Source organism: Blautia acetigignens (assembly GCF_025566865.1).
Classification (GTDB): Bacteria; Bacillota; Clostridia; order Lachnospirales; family Lachnospiraceae; genus Blautia_A; species Blautia_A acetigignens.
The window spans coordinates 21363-41390 of sequence record NZ_JAOQJM010000006.1 but is presented as its reverse complement, the minus strand read 5'-3'; the positions used below and the strand labels follow the sequence as shown (position 1 = coordinate 41390).

The 20028-nt window shown below is 42.8% G+C and carries 18 protein-coding genes and 1 pseudogene; 9 read left to right on the top strand and 10 right to left on the bottom strand.

What is annotated here, in order from left to right; genetic code table 11:
* The first annotated feature begins 208 nt into the window (after positions 1-208).
* Together OCV70_RS09115 and OCV70_RS09110 are read left to right on the top strand one after the other, a co-directional pair.
* A complete protein-coding gene (locus OCV70_RS09115) occupies positions 209-940 on the top strand; it encodes a helix-turn-helix domain-containing protein (protein WP_117854284.1) in 732 nt (243 codons plus the stop codon).
* Between the two features lie 56 nt (positions 941-996).
* Entirely contained in the window at positions 997-1197 is a 201-nt protein-coding gene (locus OCV70_RS09110) for a helix-turn-helix transcriptional regulator (RefSeq protein WP_005344265.1), read from the top strand.
* 58 nt (positions 1198-1255) lie between these two features.
* Here the strand turns inward: OCV70_RS09110 and OCV70_RS09105 are convergent, their stop codons facing one another.
* The gene (locus OCV70_RS09105; protein ID WP_117854285.1) at positions 1256-1690 is read right to left on the bottom strand and encodes a flavodoxin family protein; all 435 of its coding nucleotides are present in this window, start codon (positions 1688-1690) and stop codon (positions 1256-1258) included.
* Positions 1687-2061 (bottom strand): MmcQ/YjbR family DNA-binding protein, encoded by a 375-nt coding sequence (locus OCV70_RS09100; protein ID WP_117854286.1) that lies wholly within the window; start codon positions 2059-2061, stop codon positions 1687-1689. Before OCV70_RS09100 ends, OCV70_RS09105 begins: the two co-directional genes overlap by 4 nt.
* Before the next feature lie 249 nt (positions 2062-2310).
* Between OCV70_RS09100 and OCV70_RS09095 the strand changes: the two genes are divergently transcribed.
* Together OCV70_RS09095 and OCV70_RS09090 are read left to right on the top strand one after the other, a co-directional pair.
* The gene (locus OCV70_RS09095; protein WP_117854287.1) at positions 2311-2634 is read left to right on the top strand and encodes a MobC family plasmid mobilization relaxosome protein; all 324 of its coding nucleotides are present in this window, start codon (positions 2311-2313) and stop codon (positions 2632-2634) included.
* Positions 2601-3959, top strand: coding sequence for a relaxase/mobilization nuclease domain-containing protein (locus OCV70_RS09090; protein WP_117854288.1), 1359 nt, complete (start codon positions 2601-2603; stop codon positions 3957-3959). The genes OCV70_RS09095 and OCV70_RS09090 overlap by 34 nt, the downstream gene beginning before the upstream one ends.
* Here OCV70_RS09090 and OCV70_RS09085 read toward each other — a convergent pair.
* Positions 3936-4265, bottom strand: a pseudogene (locus tag OCV70_RS09085) (plasmid mobilization protein). The gene OCV70_RS09090 and the pseudogene OCV70_RS09085 sit on opposite strands and share 24 nt — an antisense overlap.
* Positions 4266-4515: 250 nt before the next feature.
* The gene (locus OCV70_RS09080; RefSeq protein WP_117854289.1) at positions 4516-5487 is read right to left on the bottom strand and encodes a helix-turn-helix transcriptional regulator; all 972 of its coding nucleotides are present in this window, start codon (positions 5485-5487) and stop codon (positions 4516-4518) included.
* Between the two features lie 181 nt (positions 5488-5668).
* Here OCV70_RS09080 and OCV70_RS09075 point away from each other — a divergent pair, with 181 nt between their 5' ends.
* The 5 genes from OCV70_RS09075 to OCV70_RS09055 are packed head-to-tail and all read left to right on the top strand — an operon-like array spanning position 5669 to position 11937.
* Positions 5669-6277: an MptD family putative ECF transporter S component gene (locus tag OCV70_RS09075; protein ID WP_117854290.1), complete on the top strand. Its 609-nt coding sequence runs from the start codon at positions 5669-5671 to the stop codon at positions 6275-6277.
* Complete coding sequence (locus OCV70_RS09070; RefSeq protein WP_117854291.1) at positions 6274-6999, top strand: energy-coupling factor transporter transmembrane component T; 726 nt, start codon at positions 6274-6276, stop codon at positions 6997-6999. The genes OCV70_RS09075 and OCV70_RS09070 overlap by 4 nt, the downstream gene beginning before the upstream one ends.
* Entirely contained in the window at positions 6996-8468 is a 1473-nt protein-coding gene (locus OCV70_RS09065; protein ID WP_173768253.1) for an ABC transporter ATP-binding protein, read from the top strand. The genes OCV70_RS09070 and OCV70_RS09065 overlap by 4 nt, the downstream gene beginning before the upstream one ends.
* 3 nt (positions 8469-8471) lie before the next feature.
* Positions 8472-10235 carry an ABC transporter ATP-binding protein gene (locus OCV70_RS09060; protein ID WP_117854293.1) on the top strand — a complete coding sequence of 588 codons (1764 nt, stop codon included), beginning with the start codon at positions 8472-8474 and terminating at the stop codon, positions 10233-10235.
* Positions 10228-11937 (top strand): ABC transporter ATP-binding protein, encoded by a 1710-nt coding sequence (locus OCV70_RS09055; RefSeq protein WP_117854294.1) that lies wholly within the window; start codon positions 10228-10230, stop codon positions 11935-11937. Before OCV70_RS09060 ends, OCV70_RS09055 begins: the two co-directional genes overlap by 8 nt.
* Positions 11938-12715: 778 nt before the next feature.
* On the opposite strand, the gene OCV70_RS09050 is transcribed toward OCV70_RS09055, so the two are convergent.
* From OCV70_RS09050 to OCV70_RS09025, 6 genes are read right to left on the bottom strand one after another with little or no spacing between them, the layout of a single operon-like run.
* The gene (locus OCV70_RS09050) at positions 12716-14098 is read right to left on the bottom strand and encodes an ABC transporter ATP-binding protein (protein WP_117854295.1); all 1383 of its coding nucleotides are present in this window, start codon (positions 14096-14098) and stop codon (positions 12716-12718) included.
* A gap of 4 nt (positions 14099-14102) precedes the next feature.
* The gene (locus OCV70_RS09045) at positions 14103-14780 is read right to left on the bottom strand and encodes an energy-coupling factor transporter transmembrane component T (protein WP_117854296.1); all 678 of its coding nucleotides are present in this window, start codon (positions 14778-14780) and stop codon (positions 14103-14105) included.
* Positions 14780-15376 (bottom strand): MptD family putative ECF transporter S component, encoded by a 597-nt coding sequence (locus tag OCV70_RS09040; RefSeq protein WP_117449263.1) that lies wholly within the window; start codon positions 15374-15376, stop codon positions 14780-14782. Before OCV70_RS09040 ends, OCV70_RS09045 begins: the two co-directional genes overlap by 1 nt.
* A 15-nt stretch (positions 15377-15391) precedes the next feature.
* Positions 15392-17152: an ABC transporter ATP-binding protein gene (locus OCV70_RS09035; RefSeq protein ID WP_173768255.1), complete on the bottom strand. Its 1761-nt coding sequence runs from the start codon at positions 17150-17152 to the stop codon at positions 15392-15394.
* Positions 17137-18948 (bottom strand): ABC transporter ATP-binding protein, encoded by a 1812-nt coding sequence (locus OCV70_RS09030; RefSeq protein ID WP_117854298.1) that lies wholly within the window; start codon positions 18946-18948, stop codon positions 17137-17139. The genes OCV70_RS09035 and OCV70_RS09030 overlap by 16 nt, the downstream gene beginning before the upstream one ends.
* Positions 18938-19933 (bottom strand): helix-turn-helix domain-containing protein, encoded by a 996-nt coding sequence (locus OCV70_RS09025; protein WP_117854299.1) that lies wholly within the window; start codon positions 19931-19933, stop codon positions 18938-18940. Before OCV70_RS09025 ends, OCV70_RS09030 begins: the two co-directional genes overlap by 11 nt.
* Positions 19934-20028: the final 95 nt, after the last annotated feature.

Sequence of the window (20028 nt, the reverse complement as noted above, 5' to 3'; positions counted from 1 at the left end):
ACATAATGTCTTATCAATTTCTGTATGTTTAGTATATATCGACATTTCGGAGATAGTCAAGTAACATCTTGGTTGTATTTTCTCCATTTCGGAGATAGTCAAGTAACATCTTGGTTGTATTTTCTCCATTTCGGAGATTATTGTTGATTTTATTTCTAACATACGGTATAATGCATATAGAAAATTCAAATAGAAATGAGGCGAACAAATGCGTGATTTCGGGGAAATATTAGCAGAAAATAGAAAAAAGAAAGGATACTCTCAATCAGATCTGGTAGACCTGCTTTCTCAGGAAGGTATTCAGGTCACTACAAAAGCAATCTCCAAATGGGAGACCAATGCACGAGAACCAGCTTTACATGTTTTCCTGACACTTTGCCAGTTACTTGATATCGAAGATATATATGAATCCTTCTTTGGAGAAAACCCATATAACATTATGAGTGGATTGAATGAAGAAGGCAGAAATAAATTGATTGAATTTGCTGATATTTTGAAAGCTTCTAAAAAGTTTTCTCCACTGTCTGCAAAAATTATCCCATTCCATCATCCTGTAGAAATTACCTGGGAACCAGTTTCTGCTGGTACTGGAAATTACCTGGAGGATTCTGTAAAAGAAACCTATGATGTAGGACACCTTGCTCCTGAGCAGACTGACTTTGGTGTACGGATTTCCGGTGACAGTATGGAGCCACTTTATCATACAGACGATGTTGCATGGATTCAGAAAAAAGATTCTCTTGCTAATGGTGAAATTGGAATCTTCTATCTCAACGGCAATACTTACATCAAGGAATTACACGATGAGCCAGATGGTGTTTATCTGATTTCTTTAAATCAAAAATATCGTCCTATCCAGGTTTTGGAATCTGACTCTTTTAAGATTTTTGGAAAAATAATCGGGAAATGCAAAGGTGCAGAAATTCCGGGATTTCATTAGATTTCAACAGCAGGTTCATGATCCTGCTGATAACAATAAGCAAAGGAAGTGATTGAATGGCAATCAATAATACACTAAAAGATATTCGTGAAGAACGGAATCTCATTCAAGCAGATTTGGCTGAAGCCATAGGTTCCTGCAGCCAGACGATAGGCCGCATCGAACGTGGAGAACGTAATCCCTCTCTTGAGATTGCAATCCGGCTGGCACATTACCTGAAAGTGCCTGTAGAAGATATTTTTCAGGTTGAAGACTGAAACACAACTGCCAGAAAACCGAGGAGTAAAATCCCCGGTTTTCCTTTTTGCTCAAAAATTAGTGTAATCCTTTTACGAAGTCCGCTGCGTTTTTCATATCTTCTTCATTAGGATGGTCTTTAGCAATACCTCCAACCAGTTTAAATGGTCCGAATGTGTCATACCCTTTGCACCCAAATTTTCCTATCACTTTAGAATGCTTCTTGTCCAAAATCTGCTCTAAGGATTTATAATTCGCACTTCCACCATAAGTACAAATCAGAAATATCTTTTTGCCATCCGGTAGGTTCTTCTCTGCAAATCCCAATATCGACTGATGAAATTTTGAAAAAAAGATTCCTGATGCAAATCCAATCATATCATAACTGTTCATATCTGCATTTGGCTGTTTTACAGCATCAATCAAATCGACCTGGCACTCTTCTGCTATGCTTTTTACTAATTTTTCTGTATTTCCATGATGGACAGATGCATATACGATCGCTTTTCTCATTTGTTTTCCTTTCTGCCTGCTCCATCAATCAGGTCATAACTCATATCCAAAAAGTCCAGTATCTTTGCTTCACTGACCGAACCTTCCAGTAAAATCGTGATCCAGTGCTGCTTATTCATATGGTATCCTTGTAAAAATCCATAAGTCTGAATAATCATGCTGATCATTTCTGGATCGCACTTTACGTCCATGATGTCAACCAGATCATTTCCCTCTAATCCCAATTTCGATTTTTCAACCGTCATGATCACTGCATACCATTTTCCATTTTCATGTCGGAGTACTGCACTGTCCGGTAGTTTACTCCATAAATATTCCGGAATCGTGCCATACTGTTTCTGCACATATTCAAAAATTTCTTCTTTCTTCACAATCTATTCAACTCCTAATTCTTCTGATATCCTGCCCATAATCATACCACATTTTCGTATCCCGTACTACCTGCAAAATTCTTTTGCATTTTCCCGGTTCTCCTGACTTTAACTAATAGAGGGGTAAAACAGCAAGGACAGGAAGTGAGGATACACTTCCGGAAAATCCCAATTTAGGGTACCCTGCCCTAAATTGAAAAACGCTGAAAGCAACGATACAACTGCCCTCTCAGAAAGGAGAACCCGCCAATGGCTGAAAGAAAGAGAAACAAAGAAATCCATTTCTATGTCACCGAAGAAGAACGTAAGTTTATCCGCAGAAAAATGATAGAATCAAAGACAAAAAACATGGGAGCTTATCTTCGTAAAATGGCAATTGACGGTTACATCGTCAACACCGATACCACTCCATTAAAAAAACAATATGAAGAAATGCATAAGATTGGTGTGAATATTAATCAGATTGCCAAAAAAGTAAACAGCACCGGAGATCTGTATCCGGAAGAAATGCAAGAATTGAAAGAGATGGTGAAAGAATTATGGCGTATCTTAAGATCTTCCCAATTAAAGTAACAGACAAGAAAGCTCTGGACTACATCACGAATCCAGATAAAACAGATGAAAAACTGTTAGTCTCCAGTTTTGGCTGTTCCCCGGAAACTGCAGATCTTGAATTTTCTATGACAAGAGAACTGGCAAAAAAGAATGGAATGGACAAAGGCGATAACCTGGCATTTCATCTGATCCAGTCATTTAAACCTGGAGAAGTTGATGCCGAAACTGCCCATCGCTTAGGACAACAATTTGCAGACGAAGTACTGAAAGGAAAATATGAATACGTGATTAGTACCCATGTTGACAAAAACCACATTCATAACCACATCATCTTTAATGCAGCAAGTTTTGTTGATCATCACAAATATGTTTCGAATAAGCGGAGCTACCATAAAATCTGCCGGATCAGTAATCGTATCTGCCATGAAAATGGACTTGCCACCAGTATGCCAACCGGAGAAAAAGGTAAAAGCTATAAAGAGAACATGGAATATCATCGTGGCACGAGTTGGAAAGCCAAACTACGTGTTGCAGTTGATAAGGCAATCTGGACTTCCATCAACTATGAGGAATTTCTACAAAAAATGCAGTTAGCCGGATATGAAGTCCGCCAAGGAAAACACCTGTCCTTCCGTGCACCGGAGCAGAAGAATTTCACTTATATGAAATCTCTCGGAAGCTATTATTCAGAAGAAAATATCCGCATCCGCCTAGCTAAAAATCGTAACAAAGTGAAAACTCCGAAGCATCTGTCCAGAGAAGCTCGCCTGTATATCAATATTTCCACTTATGTTACGACCGGCAATCGAGAAGGATTTGAACGATGGGCAAAGCTCAATAATCTGAAAGAGGCAGCCCGCACCTTTAACTATCTTTCCGAAAATAACCTGTTGAATTATGAGGATTTCAAGCAGCATGTATCTGACATTGAAGTTTCTGTGAAAGTTGCCGACCAAAAAATAGCACAAATCAACAGTGATCTGAACACGCAGAAAGTCATTCAGAAACACTGCGATTCTTACCGGCTCTGCCGAAAAGTGATTGAGGATTGCAAATTTGCTAAAAATCCAAAAGATTACCGTACCAAGCATCAGGCAGAATACCATCTCCACGATTCACTAAAAAAAGAGCTTCAGGATCTCGGTGTCACCAAAATCCCAAGTTCTAATAAAATCCAGAAGCAAATTGAAAATCTTGAATCTGAACAGGCTGCTACCGTCCGAGAAAAACAGGAGCTGCAGAAAAAGCAAAAGACACTTGATATCATTCGGCAGAATTTCACATCACTGCTTAATGCTCCAGAAATACAAATTCCCGTATCAGAAAAAGAGCCAACTCTTTAAACAGAAGAGGTACCTACTTAACGGTGCCTCTTCCCAGATTTCCTCCATATCCGCCTGATAGGGGGAGCCTCCTGCATTGATCCGCTTGGCGATCTGATTGATATTCCGTCAGATGGCGGAAAGCTCCGCGGTGAACGCTTTGATATCCGCCGTATCGGTGTAAATGATATATCCGTCAATCGCCATCTTGCAGAGGTAGGCACCATAGCGCCTTGTGGGGAGCTGTGCCATCTTCTCGTCAATGAGCCGTTTTTCTTCCTCCGTGATATAAAATTTCATTTGAACGCTCCGCTTCCGGTTTGCCATGCTCCGCCTCCGTTTCTCATAAGAGTCTGGGATATCCCAGCAAGCATTTTTCATTTTCGGGCAAGGGACCTGAAAATCCGAAAAATCGCAAGCGGGTACTCGCTTGCTGTGCTTGCTATCGAAACCCTACCTTTGTTTTTCCCTCTGTTAATACTACAATTTGGAACGGAGATTTTGGCTGTTCGGAAAAGATATATCGTATAAATTGACAAAGAAAACGCCAGAGAAAAAATCCCTAGCGTTCATGATGTTATTGCTTATGTGCCATCTTCCGATAATCTATCGGCAAAATTCCTGTGCTTTTACGGAACAGCTCCGCAAACCGGCTGGATGTAGAATATCCAATCATTTCCGCAATTTGTCCCATCGTAAAATCCGTATCTATCAACAAGTGTTCAGCTTGGCTCATGCGACGCTGTTGAACATATTCCGTGATCGTGCAGCCTTGTAATTGCTTGAAAGATGATTTCAACTTGGTTGTTCCCATGCATGCAATCTTGGCAAGTCGTTCCAGCGGAACGTCAAAAGCATAATGGTCGTTCAAATAAGCAATCACATTTTCCAGTTGTGCTATATCCTGATCGGTTAGCTGTTTTTCCTTGCGAGTGAGAAGCTTTTTCTGTTCTTCCACCACAAGAGAAACCGCCTCGGCAACCTTAGCTTCATAAAATAAACCTGCAGCAATACCATCTCCTCGATAGAGTTTTACTTCATGGAGCAACTTTGCCATGGCTGGAAAATCCGTTGTCTGATCCACCTGCTTGAATGCAGCAAGAGGATTTATATAATCACTCGGATACTGCTTTTTCAGATAGCCCTCATAATATGCAGGCATGACCTCAATACCGATGGAATAAATGGGAATCTTCTTGTGGATCAATGCCTTATAGGGCTTGTCACCTCCGATAAAAGTCTTGATACATCCGGCAGAAAGACGCCGATATGGATTCAGTTCTTCGCCGGAGATTGATTCGTATTGAGTGATACTCAAACATTCCGGCAAATTAAATTCCATGAAAAAATCATCGTGGAAATAGAAGTCGTGAATCTTAATATCATACAGGTCTTTTTTTGCATAGACCCAATAGAAGCCTTCTCCAAACTCATGAGAAAGCCTCCAACATTGTCCAGCAGAATTAAAGCTGTTGTTGTCATCTGCTGGAATAAAATGATTATCTGTTAAAAGCGGTTCATAGTAGTCCGCAATAATGCTATTGTCCAAATAACGGCCTCCTTTGAAACGATTGGACGAACCTTTGCAATGAAAGGACGAACATCTCCCTGAATTATTGCATAATCTTCGTCCTATGAGTATTATAGGAACGTAGTTAGCAGTAACTAATCATACTATAACAGATTCGGGGCGAAAGGTCAATCGCTCCTGAAACAAGGAGGAAAATTTTATGAGCAATCAAGAAACTGTGAGAAAAGGATTGTCCGTCAAGGACTTGGTAACGACAGGAATCTTTACGGCGCTGCTGTTCGTTTTCACGATGGTGGGCGGTGTTTTCTTTGCAACAAACCCGGTACTTACATTCTATATGCCGGCAGGCAGCGCCCTGCTCTGCGGGCCAATCTACTTATTGATGGTCGCTAAAGTGCAAAAACGCTGGAGCCTGACGATCATGGGGGTTCTGATTGGCATTGTTTGGTTTGTGACGGGTATGCATTGGGCTTTTGCTCTTGGGTATATGCTTATGGGTATCATCGCTGATTTTGTCGCTGGTGCAGGACAGTACAAAAGCAAAAAATTCAATATCATTTCCTACATCCTGTTCTCCCTCGGTGGAACAGGCTCGTATCTCGTGTTCTTTGCAGACCCGGATGGATGGGCGCAAACAATGTTAGGAAACGGGACGGAACAGGGCTACATTGATACCATGCAGGCAACGGCAAATACCGGGATTCTGATTGCAATGTTCGCAGCTGTGCTTGTGACGGCCACAATCAGTGCCATAGTAGGAAGCCGGATGTTAATAAAGCAGTTTGAAAAAGCAGGTATTACAGCATGATGGGTGAAAACCGTAAGAAAGGGTTCTGGCTCGATCCACGGGCCAAACTCTTTCTTATTCTGATGTGTGTACTGGCGTCCATGGTTGCTCCGTCACTCGGATATCAATTTATACTTGTACTTCTGATTGCATTATTAGGAGTATTGTTCGGAAAGTGGAAGTATGCTGTAAACGCAGTGTGCTTCTATGCTGTTATCTGTGTTTTGACGGTGTGGATCATGACAGAGATGACTGGCACGTTGCGGACAATGTTTGTGGCGTTTCTCGGTCTGTTCCATAAGGTTTATGCCTGTGGTATGTTGGCCGGAATTGTCTTGTCAACAACGAAAGTCAGCGAATTTTTATCAGCAATGAACCGGATTCATGCACCCAAAAAGCTGGTTATCCCGCTGGCGGTCATGCTGCGCTACATTCCAACTATTCAGGAGGATTGGCGCTTTATCAAAGACGCTATGCGTATGCGGGATGTTTCCCCAACGCCAGCCGGGTTTCTTAAAAATCCGGGAATGACAATCGAGTGTATTTATGTACCGCTGATGATGGCAGCTTCAAAAGCGGCAGACGAACTTTCCATCGCTTCTATTACTCGTGGCATTGAGAACCCCAGTCCCCGCACTTGCCTTGTTCAGATAAAATGTGGGGCTGCGGACTGGATCGGAATGAGCGTTGCTGTTGCCTTTTTTGCACTCGAATTGTGTTTGCAGGGAGGTGTGATTGGTTGATTGAATTTGAAAATGTGTCTTTTTCATATCAGGGACAGGAACATAATGGCCTGCATGAAATCAATCTGAAAATCTCAGACGGCGAATGTGTCCTGTTCTGCGGACGCAGCGGATGTGGGAAAACGACAATTACAAGGCTGGTAAATGGTCTGATTCCGCAGTTTTATCAGGGTGAGTTACAAGGCCGCATATTGGTAGACGGGCAGAAAATCAGCAATCTACCTATGTATCAGATCGCGTCAAAGGTCGGTTCGGTTTTTCAGAATCCCCGGACGCAGTTTTTTAACGTGGATACTGACAGCGAGATTTCTTTTGGAATCGAAAATGAGGCACTGCCTCCGAAAGAGCTGGCAGAGCGTGTAGATCAGACAACGGATGATCTGAATATTCAAAATCTGCGGAACCGCAATATTTTTGAGTTGTCTGGAGGGGAAAAGCAGAAAATTGCATTTGCGTCAGTCTATGCAATGAACCCGGAAATCTATCTGCTTGATGAACCTTCCTCTAATCTGGACATGACTTCGATCCAGGAATTAGCGGGACATCTGCGACTGATAAAGGCGCAGGGCAAAACCGTTCTGATTGCCGAACACCGTCTATATTACCTGATGGATATTGCAGACCGCATTGTGTATCTGGATAACGGCAGGATTACAAATATTTTCACGCCGGAGGAATTGCGGCGGTTGCCTCAGGATATGCGAGAACGAATGGGACTTCGGGCAGTGGATTTGCAGGAGGTTCGTCCATTGACATGTCAGCCTGCATCTGGAAAGGAAATGCTGAAGCTATGTGATGTGGCGCTGCATTATAAGGAACGGTCGATTTTACATAATATCAATATTTCTGCTACAAAGGGTGAAGTGATCGGAGTGGTCGGTCACAACGGAGCCGGAAAGACTACATTTTCCCGCGCCATCTGCGGGCTTCACAAAGACTGCGAGGGACAATTTCTGTGGGAAGGTAAGCCGATGGATCGTAAGGCAAGGCTGAAACGTTCCTATATGGTTATGCAGGATGTAAATTATGAACTTTTTGCTGACAGTGTGGAAGCAGAGTGTTCCTTTGGTATCCGCAATCCAGATCAAACGCTGATAAATGCGACTTTGGAGGAACTGGGGCTTGCCCCATACCGAGAACGCCATCCAAACACACTTTCCGGCGGTCAAAAACAACGGGTGGCGGTAGCCGTCAGTATGATTTGTGGGAAAGACCTGCTGGTATTCGATGAACCGACCAGCGGCCTTGACTTTGACAGTATGACACAGGTGGCAGGACTGATCCGCAGGTTGTCCAATATGGGAAAGGTTATTTTCATTGTTACCCATGATTTTGAGTTTGTCTGCCGTACCTGCTCCCGTGTCCTGCATTTTGACGAGGGCGAAATGCCCGATGATGTACAAGTTACAATGGATGCCCTCCCGAAATTGAGAGAGCTGTTCTCTGTTTCAGATGGAAAGGAGAGGTAGTCTATGAAGCAGAAAAAGGAAAACAGAGTGGCTTTGCTGCTCCACTGGGCCGGTGAGCAGAAAATCTGGCTGTTTCTGGCGATTTTTCTATCGGCGGTCAGTGGTCTCTGCATTATCGTCCCTTACATTGGGATTTACAGGCTGATGGATGCCACATTTAACAATGCCTGCACAAAAGAACTTGTGGTACAGACTGTGGCAATGATTGCCGCTGCTGTCACCCTGCGTTTTGCATTATTCGGCTGTTCCGGCGTGGCAGCCCATAAAGGCGCATACGGCGCACTGTTCAAAGTGCGCTGCATGGTTGCGGAACACATAGCCAGAGCGCCTTTGGGGGCCTTGAATGAACGGCGCACCGGGGATATTAAAACGGTTCTGAATGAAGATATTGAAAAGCTGGAGTTGTTCCTGGCCCATAACCTTCCTGACCTTGTGTGCTATCTGGTTGGGCCGGTAGTCATCTTTATTTACCTGATGACCGTCAATATTCCTCTGGCATTGATTTCCCTGGTTCCGCTGATCCTTGCTGTTGTTGTAATGGGGATGATGTTCCGCAACACGGATGACCTGATGGAACGGGCCAATCGCTCCATTACCACACTGAACTCGGTTATGATTGAGTACATCAGCGGTATGAAATTGATTAAAGCCTATAACATGGGGAGCAAATCGTTTCAAAAGTTTTCAGACGCTATCCAGGAAGAAAACGCCATGTGGAATGAAACTTCCCGGCGCATGGGGCCACCTTATGCGGCCTTTGTTGTTATCATCGAATGTGGGATGTTGCTGATGGTTCCAATCGGCGGAATGTTTTTCCTCAAAGGCTCACTGGCAGCCAGCGCATTTTTGCTGTTCGTCTATGTAGGTTCCATGTATCTGGCGGAAATCCGCCCCCTGCAAGAACTGGGGACTAATTTTGCCAATGTACTGAACGCTGTTACCAAGACCAAAGAAATCCTGGATATTCCGATTTATGAGGGTGGAACGGACTTTCCCCAAAATCACGATATTGAACTTCGCAATGTCCGATTTTCCTATGACGGCAAGACCGATGTACTGCAAGGTGTCAACCTCAAAATCAATGACGGGGAACGCGTGGCTCTTGTGGGACAGTCTGGTGCCGGTAAAAGCACTGTGATTGAACTGATCTCCCGCTTCTATGATGTACAGGAGGGCGAAGTGCTGATTGGCGGAAAAAATGTCAAGGAGCTTGACTACGATACCATTCTGAAAAATGTAGCCATCGTATTTCAAAAGACATTCCTGACCCGTGACAGCGTTTTAGAAAATATCCGAATGGGCAGCAACGCCACTCTGGAAGAAGTGCAGGCTGCTGCAAAAGAGGCGCAGATTGACGATTTTATCATGTCCTTGCCAGATGGATATGACACGAAAGTGGGCAGCTTTGGCTCTCGCTTCTCCGGCGGTGAAAAACAGCGGATTGCCATTGCCCGCGCTATCCTGAAGAACGCCCCCATTTTGATTTTAGACGAAGCCACAAGCGCCTCTGACCCGGAAAATCAGATGGAGATTGACAAAGCCATTCAAAATCTCTGCAAGGGAAAGACCGTCATTGTGGTAGCCCATCGTTTGAGCGCGTTGAAGATGTGCGAGCGTGTAGCAGTGGTTGAAAATCACACAATTACCTGTGTCGGAACCCATGAGGAAGTCCGAAAGAACAATGCTTACTATCGGAAGGCGTGGGAGAACTACGAAACAGCTCGGAATATTACTTATCAGTTGGAGGGAGGCAAGCAGCATGAGTAAGCATGATGTATTGAAAAAGAACCGTAATTTTTATATTGGCGTTGGCGGGACTGTTCTGGAAGGGCTTCTCTCCGGCAGCTTGTTCATGCTTCTTTACTCTGTCATGCAATTTCTGTGGTCAGGGCAGTTTGACATGAACCGGGCATTGATATTGACTGGTGTAATTGTGGTCATTTTCCTGCTTCGTATTCTGATTTACAGCTATGGTTATACCAAAGCACAGATTGGCGGCGCAGAGGTCAGCAAAAACATCAGACTTTTTATGGGCGATCATTTAAAGCGTATCCCGCTATCCCGGTTTACCCAGGGACAGACCGGCGATTATATCAATACCATCACAAGCGATGTAAACAACTATGAAAAAATCCTGACCCATAAGATCGGTGATCTGGCAAAGAGTTTTGCACTGTCGCTCATGCTGATTATTTTTGTGATGACCATTTATGTGCCTGCCGGAATTATCCTGCTGATTGCCGACCTGCTTTTGATCCCTGGACTGTGGCTTTCTTTCCGTATGGTTCGGAAGTATGGTAAAGAAAAGAATGATATTTGTGCGGAGAATATCAGCAGCATTGTGGAGTATGTGTCTGGTATTCAAACTTTCCGGGCCTATGGCGTAGGTGGTTTGAAGAATAAAACCGTTATCAATGCCATGCGGGAGTTCTGCCGGATCAGCTTTGTGTACGAAGCAAAGGTACTGCCTATCGGTGCTGGATTTGGCATTTTAAGCTGGCTGTCCTGCCCACTGGTTATTTGGACAGCGTATGCGCCCTGGGCCACAGGGACACTGAACACGGTAGACTATCTTTTGATCTGTATGCTGCCTTTGTTCTGTGCAAAGCTGGCAAACTCTATTTTTGTAGACCTCACCAGCTATAAAAACCTGATGATTTCCAAAAACAAAATCCTGGGTGTTATGGACGAGCCGGAAGAAACAGGCAGTATGGAGACATTCCAAACAGCTACACATGAGATTCGGTTTGAAGATGTGGATTTCTCCTATGTCCCCAGAGAGCCTGTTTTGAAACACGCTTCCTTTACGGTTCTCGATCAGAAGTTGACCGCCATTGTCGGTGATTCTGGAAGCGGAAAGTCTACAATCTTGAATTTGATTGCAAAATACTATGAAGCTGGCGGTGGTACAATTTCCATTGGCGGTAAGCCGATAGATCATGTGGCAGCAGAGCGGGTACTGGAACAAATCTCTATGGTGGATCAGGATGTATTTCTGTTTGATGATACCATCCGTGAAAATATCCGTCATGCCCGTCCTGACGCTACGGACACTGAAATAGAGGCGGCTTGCCGGGAGGCGAACTGCGACGGATTTATTCGTAAGATGGAAAAAGGGTATGACACGCCAACCGGCGAAAATGGCAATCTGCTTTCAGGTGGTGAGCGGCAGAGGATTTCGATTGCCCGCGCTATCCTGAAAAACAGTCCTATCCTGCTGCTGGATGAAGCAACAGCGTCTCTTGATATTGAAAATGAGCTGGCTGTAAAGCAGGCAATCGCTAATCTTCTGAAAGAGAAAAAGACCGTAGTTATGATTGCTCACAAATTGTCCATCGTGAAAAATGCAGATCAGATACTTGTTGTGGCGGACGGCAGAATTGCAGAATCTGGCACACATGACGAGCTTTTGACGAAAGGCGGGAAATATGCTGCCATGTGGAATGCAGAGCAAAAAATTTCCGCATGAACTTGTGATTACTGGTAATGATTAGGAAACGGCGAAGCAGGATGCTTGCCGGATAGAACATGCAATCAGTGATACAGCTTTTCAGAAGTTGAAGAAAAAAGTACAGGGAACCGAATAGCGCACGTCGGCCCTGCACTGCATAATGAATTATCTGCCCCCGAACGGGGAAAGAAAAAAACCGTTGGTCTGGGCAGATAATTTCGTGTGCCCACTTTGGGAATACCATGCTTACCGGCGGTTTTGAGAGAATCAAGGTCGCCGTTTCTTTTACCCTCAAAAGGGATGACGCGCTGACGCTGGCACTCACGGCGGCTTACAAGGAGGGAGCCGCACATGATACAACCTGACCGCCGACAAATTCTAACGATGTTCTCGCAACAGTCAAAAAAATCCAGATCGCCAAATGGGGACAGTCTAACTGTGGTTGCGAATTTTCCTCTGTTCCTAATGGCAGAATATCTGAATATAATAATTTCATCCTGCACCCCCTCGTACACTTTCTGTATATAATTCTACTGCAAATCAGTTAATAAATTTAGAAGAGAAATCTCCGTACACATAAAGGCAATTTATTCCACCACTTCATCTAATTAAAAAAAAGGCCAGAAGCCACCTACACCAGTGACTTCCAGTCTTAACTTTTACCTATCTTACACCCCGATCATCCCCTCTCTCCGGCTTATCTTTTCCCTGCTTTTCTTGAATAATCCTCTTATTAATCTCAAGCCGTTCATGAATGGATAATTTCTTCCTTTAATCCGTTTTCCTTTCCTAAAAGTTAACTATTTATTCTAATATACCTCTTACAAGCTCGATTCAAAAACTCATAGTCATGTGTTACAACTATAATAATATATTTTTCTTCTGACAATTGTTTCATCAATTTTTCCACCTGACACATATGCCTAAAATCCAACCCACTGGTAGGTTCATCGAAAATAAGCAGCTTTTTTTCACCCATAACTGCCTGGCAAATAGCAAGCCTCTGTCTCTGTCCACCAGATAATATCATCGGATGATATTCTGCATACTCTTCCAAGTCAAATTTTTCAAGTAATTCCCTGATTTCTTGTTCAGAGGCTTCTTCATTTGCAAGCATACATTCATTTTTCACACTATCTGAAAACAACTGATGATTGACTTCCTGCATAACCATCCCGAACAGTTTGGTCCGGGCCTTTTCCGACAGCTTTTTCCCTTGATACAGAATCTCGCCGCCTTTGGGCTTAAGCAGACCGCACAAGCAATTGCAAAAAGTAGATTTTCCGGCACCGTTTTTCCCTGTGATACCGATGATGTCTCCCGCTCTTGCAGATAAACTAATATTCTGAAAAATCATCTGTTTCTTTCTCTTACATGAAAGGTTACAAATCTGAAGTACTGCGTCTTCTGAGTTTCCTGTAATCTCCGGGATCTGTATCTGTTCAGGAACGATACTTCTGAGCCCCATTTGTTTTCGTTTCAGATCAGACAAAGCCTTAAACTCATCTGATGTAAATTCTTGTTCTATACGTCCTTCTTTCATATAAATAATTCTGTCTGCGAATTTCTGGATCCATGCCAGACGATGCTCTGCCACAACTACAGTATGTCCCTTCTCCTTAATTACCTTCATTCTTTCACTCAGCTTTTCCATCGCTGCTATATCCAAATTCGCTGACGGCTCATCCAGCACATAAATCTGCGGATTCATGGCATATACTGATGCAAACGCAAGAAGCTGTTTCTCACCACCTGACATGGAAAATACATCCCGGTCTTCCAGCTTCTCTATATCTAATTCATTTATTGTATTCTTAATTCTTTTTCGTATATATTCCGGTTCCACGCCTCTGTTTTCCAGGCCAAATGCCATCTCAGCATTAGAATTCGTATAAAAAAACTGAGTTCTTGGATTCTGAAAAACAGACCCTACAAGCTCTGCAATCTCATACATAGGCATCTCTGCAACATTTTTCCCGCAAACCGTAATCGTTCCATCTACGCTGACATCCCTTACAAAATGCGGAATCAATCCATTAATCAGTTTTGTCATTGTGGTTTTTCCACATCCACTTTCCCCGCATATCAATACGAACTCCCCATCCTGTATCTCCAGATTTATATCTGACAGAATTCTTTTTCCTTGCATTGTTACATTTACATTTTCAAACTTTATCATTTTTTTATCCCGCAATCACCACTATAAGTATTCCAAATGTTACCAAAATCATTATCAACCCGTCTGAAATTCCCATGTGAAGTGTTATTTCACTAGTCTTTTTTCCTGGGTTCTCGATTCCTCTTGCCACTGCCGCCGCTGCTATTTCATCCGATGTATTGACTGCAGACACGATCAATGGAACTACCGTACACTCCAAGCGGGATGCCCATGAGATATTCTGAAGTTTCATAGCAGCATTTATATGTACGAACTCCTCTTTCAAAGCTGGAAAATATCGAAGTGTCGTAGACATTGCTATGATAAATCCTTGTGGTAGATGCAGTGTATACATGGCAGCGATCATTTTCTGCATGGACGATGTTCGAAGCAGCAACAAACCTGCCAAAACACACGGCAGCATACGCAATGAATAATTAACTAAAACTGGAAACACCATATTCATCCATGCGGGGCACTGCGGAAATACATACATTAGTAAAAGGTGAAAAGAAACAAGTAAAACGATACCTTTACCTGCCGCCTTATATAGTCCATGCACCAGCATAAGCAGGAGAAATATGCCTGAAAGCATACTCCCCTGCTCAGAATTTTTCTGACAGAACATACCAATATTTGCCATTAAAAGCAGCCACAGCCCAGCTCTTGGATCAAGATGATTGATGACTGTTCTCTTATTCATCAGACAATCCCTGCTTTCTTAAAATGCTTACGGAATAAACCTTTAGCAATCAACGCTCCAATCACGCCTCCTATGACTGGAGAGATACAAAGTATAATCAGCATTGGCGTAGAAATCAATCCCGATAAAGACCGGACATATTCTGCAGACATTCCATTTTGCTGAATCTGCGCCAAAAAACTGTCTTTATACACCCATATTGCCAGTGGAGAGCCAAGCATTCCATAACAGAAAAACACAAACGATATCATCATATGTGTAAAACTGTTATCATACTTTGTCACAGACCTGTACAGTTCCGACAATATACATGCAATAGCAAATGTAATCAGTAACAATACTGTAAACTGACCAGTCACGAAATAAAGCAATGCAGTAATTGTTCCCATAATAAATACTGCCCCTGGTTTTCTCACTTTAGCTGTCATAAGCAGGAATGGGATTCCGGTCACAATTCCTGTCACGCCCGGTAACAGCAGCCACAACACTGGCACAAATCCAGTAAACATAGCTGCCAGATTGAGCATAAAATAAATTGCAGAGAAGATTCCTATTGTAATAAGATCCTTTCCTGATAATTTTCTTGATTCTTCCATGTCTTTCGTTCCTCCTTAGCCGATTTTCCAGCCTTCCGACTGACTTCTAATATCTACAAAATCCTTATATTTTCCAGGAACAGCCACAAGTTCTCTATGGGTTCCTCTCTGAATAATCTGCCCATTATCTACCACCAGAATCTGGTCTGCCTGTTCAATCGTCGCCAGTCTGTGTGCAATGGTTACTATGGTTTTTCCTTTTGTAAGTTCCGATATAGCTGCCTGGATCAGATGTTCATTTTCCGGGTCTACACTGGCTGTTGCTTCATCCAGTATAATAATTGGTGCATCTTTTAGAATCGCTCTTGCGATGGAAATGCGCTGTTTTTCTCCACCGGACAGGCTCCCTCCGCCTTCTCCGATGACAGTATCGTATCCTTCCGGTAATGCCATAATAAATTCATGGCAACATGCTTTCTTTGCCGCTTCTACCATTTCCGCTTCTGTTGCATCCGGTTTTGCAAAGCAAATATTATTCCTCACTGTATCATGAAACAGATATACATTCTGAAATACCATGGAAATGTTGGATAACAGACTGTCACAGGTAAATTCTTTCACATTATGTCCTCCCACACGAACACTTCCACTGTCTGCATCATAAAACCGGGCAATCAGATTGCAGATCGTAGATTTTCCGCTTCCGGAAGGACCCACGATTGCTGTAACTGAATACTCCGGAATTTTCAGATTCACATTATGGAGCACCTGTCTTCTTTCCTTCCCTTCCCCGTAAGAAAAATCTACATTCTGAAATTCGATATCATAGTGTGCAATCTCTATCTGCTGTCCATCTGCATCAATGAATGACTCTTTTGTCAATTCATCCAAATGCTCCAGGGCGTCATCAATGACAGCCAGTACATGAGCACAGTCTGCAATCGGCTCCAAAGAACCAAACACATGAAATGACAGCAGAATCACAAACATCATATAAGTAAAATCCAACTGTCCGGAAAATCCCAGATAAAACGCAGCAATTACGATACACACACTTGCTGTTTTTAACGCCAGCAGATGCAGTGCATTATAAGGAATATATCCCCATTCTATTTTCAGATTAATGTCACGGCTGTCCCTGCATGCTTTTTTCATTGACTCCATAGAAGCTCCTGCTTTTCCAAAGGATTTCACTACAGAAAGTCCTCTCGCGTATTCCAGGGTTGCTCCGGTCAGATCCTTGTTTGCCGCAGCAAGGATTGGTGCATTTCTTGTACTGTATTTTGAAATGATGAACAGGAATATCAGGGAAACAGCGGCACCCGTTACTGCAATCAGCCCTACTCTCCAGTTCACACAGGTGAGCCACAAAAGGATGCAGATAAAATTCAGATAACCTCCTACAAAGTTATCAATCATACGGATTCCCATTCCTTCCAGTGTATGAAGGCCTGTCGTGATGGAATTAAGAATCGTACCTGTATTCATGTTCTGAAAATATCCTAAAGATACACGCTTCAGCGCATCTCCCACTGCCAGTCTGTCTCTGGCAATCAATTCATAGCTGATCGACTCCTGAAATCTTGCTCTTAAATAATCAAACAGAAAACGCAAAAAGATGAAAAGCAGCTGAATTACGATACTTTTCCCAATCCAATCCGCTGAAATAGTTTTTCCCTGCCCCTCGCATTCTACAAGCTTTCCGATCGTATATGCCGCCCATATGACCGGCATTGCCGCAAACCAGCCTGAAAAAAAGGAAAAAACAAAACCGATATACAGATTCTTTTTAAAACTGCCACACCAGTCAATGATTCTTTTTACAGTGCCAAACATGAGTCTTCACCTTCTTTCTGACTTCCCACTGCCCAGTGTCTTGCTCCCACATGAGCCTGCCACATTCGCTGATAAAGCTGACAATTCTGAAGCAGCTCTTCCTGGGTTCCCGCCCCTTCTATACAGCCATTTTTCAAAACAACGATTTTGTCTGCATCTGTGATTGTGGAAAGTCTGTGTGCAATGACCAGCAATGTCTTGCCTTTTGTCAGTTTTTCTATACTCTTCTGGATCTTGTTCTCATTTTCCGGATCCGTAAATGCAGTTGCTTCGTCAAGAATGATGATTGGTGCATTTTTTAATATCATTCGGGCAATGGCAATCCTCTGCTTTTCTCCACCGGATAACCGTTTTCCTGCTTCCCCTGCCGGGGTATCATAGCCCTGCGGCAGCTTCTCTATAAACTCCTGGCAGCATGCCTTTTTTGCCGCTTCCCGCACCTCTTCATCCGATGCAGTCGGATTGCCGAGACGTATATTTTCCAGAATGGAACACCGGAACAGGAAATTATCCTGTGTCACAAAACTAACCATTTCTGAAAGCTGTGACAATGGAATTTCCTTAATATTCACACCACCTATGGTAATACTTCCTGATGTCACATCCCAGAATCTTGAGATCAACCTTGCTACCGTGGATTTACCTCCCCCGCTCGGTCCGACCAATGCGGTAAAACTTCCTGCTGGCATTGTCAGGTCAATTCCATGCATCACCTCGTCCTTTTCCTCACCGGTATAAGAGAAATGCACATTTTCCAGTTTCACATCATAGCTGTTGATATTTGCATATACAGAAGGCTCCGGCAATTCTTTCATCGTAAGAAAATCCTGTATTCTTTCGATGTTATATTGCATTTCACGAAGATTTTCAGAGAATACCTCTATTTTTGCAAAAGATGTCACCATGGACATGGACAGCATGACTGCCAGCACAAGCTGTGATATGGTCAACTGACCATGCATCGTCAGATACAGTCCCACAGGCAAAGTTCCAAGCAGTGTCGATGGAAACAGGGCGAATGTCATTTTCATGGTAATCCAGGTGGAAGACAGCCATTTCACAACGAATTTCTTATAATCCAGAATTGCTTTTGCATATTTCTCATAAGAGGTTCCTGCCCTGCCAAATGCCTTAATAACCTCTATGCCCTCTATGTATTCCACAATAGTACTGTTCATATGTGCATTGGATTCGTCGTACTGAGTGAAACTTTTTCCGCTGATAATCATGGTAAGTGTCATAAATACCAAAGACAATGGAACGGTTACAAGAGAAGCCAGTGCAATTCTCCAGTCCAGCGTAAGCAAAGCGATAAAGCTGATTACCGGAAGCAGGATATGTCCGCTTCCTTCCGGAATCATATGAGCAATGGGTGGTTCCATATTTTCGATTTTTTCTACCATAATGCTCTTGATTTCACCAATACTGTGCCCTTCCACATCTCCTAATGGTGCTTTCAGAAAACGGTCTGTCAGGCGGAGCCTTAAACCCTCCAATATGTGATAAGCTGCTATATGGGAAATCCATGTGGATGCGGAAAAGCTTACGATTTTTATAGTGTAAAAGAGTAAGGCATATAGACACCACTTTAAAATTTCCTGCATAGGAGCCTGGTTCAGATTTCTTATATACAAATCAATGCCACGGTAAATGCAATAATATGGCATGAGTCCACTGATAATACTGATAACAGATAAAACAACGGATATTCCAAGCCTTTGCCCGCTTCCTTCGGTATAGCCAAGCAATACTTTCAGCCAGCTGTCTTTTTTTTCTGATGTTTTCCTATTTCCCATCTAATATTTCCCCTTTCCGAAATCTGTACTCTACAGGTGATAACCCCATCACACTTCGAAATGCAGATGAAAATTTTCCCGGATTTTCATATCCTAAACAGGAGGCGATCTCCTGTATTTCTTTCGCCTTATCCTGTAACAACATATTTGCAGCCAGATTCATGCGGTATCTCTTCTGATAAGAATAAATAGAATCTCCATAAACATCTTTGAAGCATTTTTTCATAGTTGTCAGTGGAATCTCATACATAGAGGAAAGTTCTTCGATGGTAAACCGTGTCTGAGGATTCCCTGTGATCTGCGCATGAATCCCTTTGATTTTTTCCATCTGAGTTTTGTAATAATATGGTCTGACTTCTTTCCTGTCTTCTACGGTCATCGTGTTTAAGTACAACAATAATTCCACGACTTTTATCTGATAATATTCTTTTGCTTTTGCAAGTTCCGGATGTGCCATGTTTTTCTGGTAAAATCCGGAAAGAATTGACCCCAGTTCCTTATCTCCACGAATTACATAAGGTTTCTCTTCTGAACAATAACGGCTTCGAAGCTCCTCAATAGATACGGAAAATCCATGAAACATTTCATCAAGTGCCTTCTGAACTTCCGCAACTTCCATGAAAATACTGACTCCATGATAATGCTTCAACGGATAATAAGTCGTCCCCTTATGATTTTCTCTGTTATCCAAACGGAGTTCATTTTCCTGCATAATACTGAACACACCTGGCTTTACCTCCATCTCAATTCTTCCCTCCCGGCAGTGGTCAATACAGAATATTTTTCTGTCATTCTTCAATTCAAATTCAGATGCGCACTGTTCCATGTGCATGTCTGAAAAACAAATCATCACACCTGGCATTACTCGGTAAACCGTCATAACGCCCTCTCCTGTCGCATCATTTAATATAAGAACAGAGCAATTCTCATTCTGAATCACAGGCTTCACATTACTTCCAAGTCTTGCAATTTCATTTATATTCAAATTTCTTCTCCTTTCACATAGTGGTATTTCTTTGCGTTAGTTTTATCTAACCTTTTCTATTATCTTAACATGAGAATCGAGCATTATCCAGACCT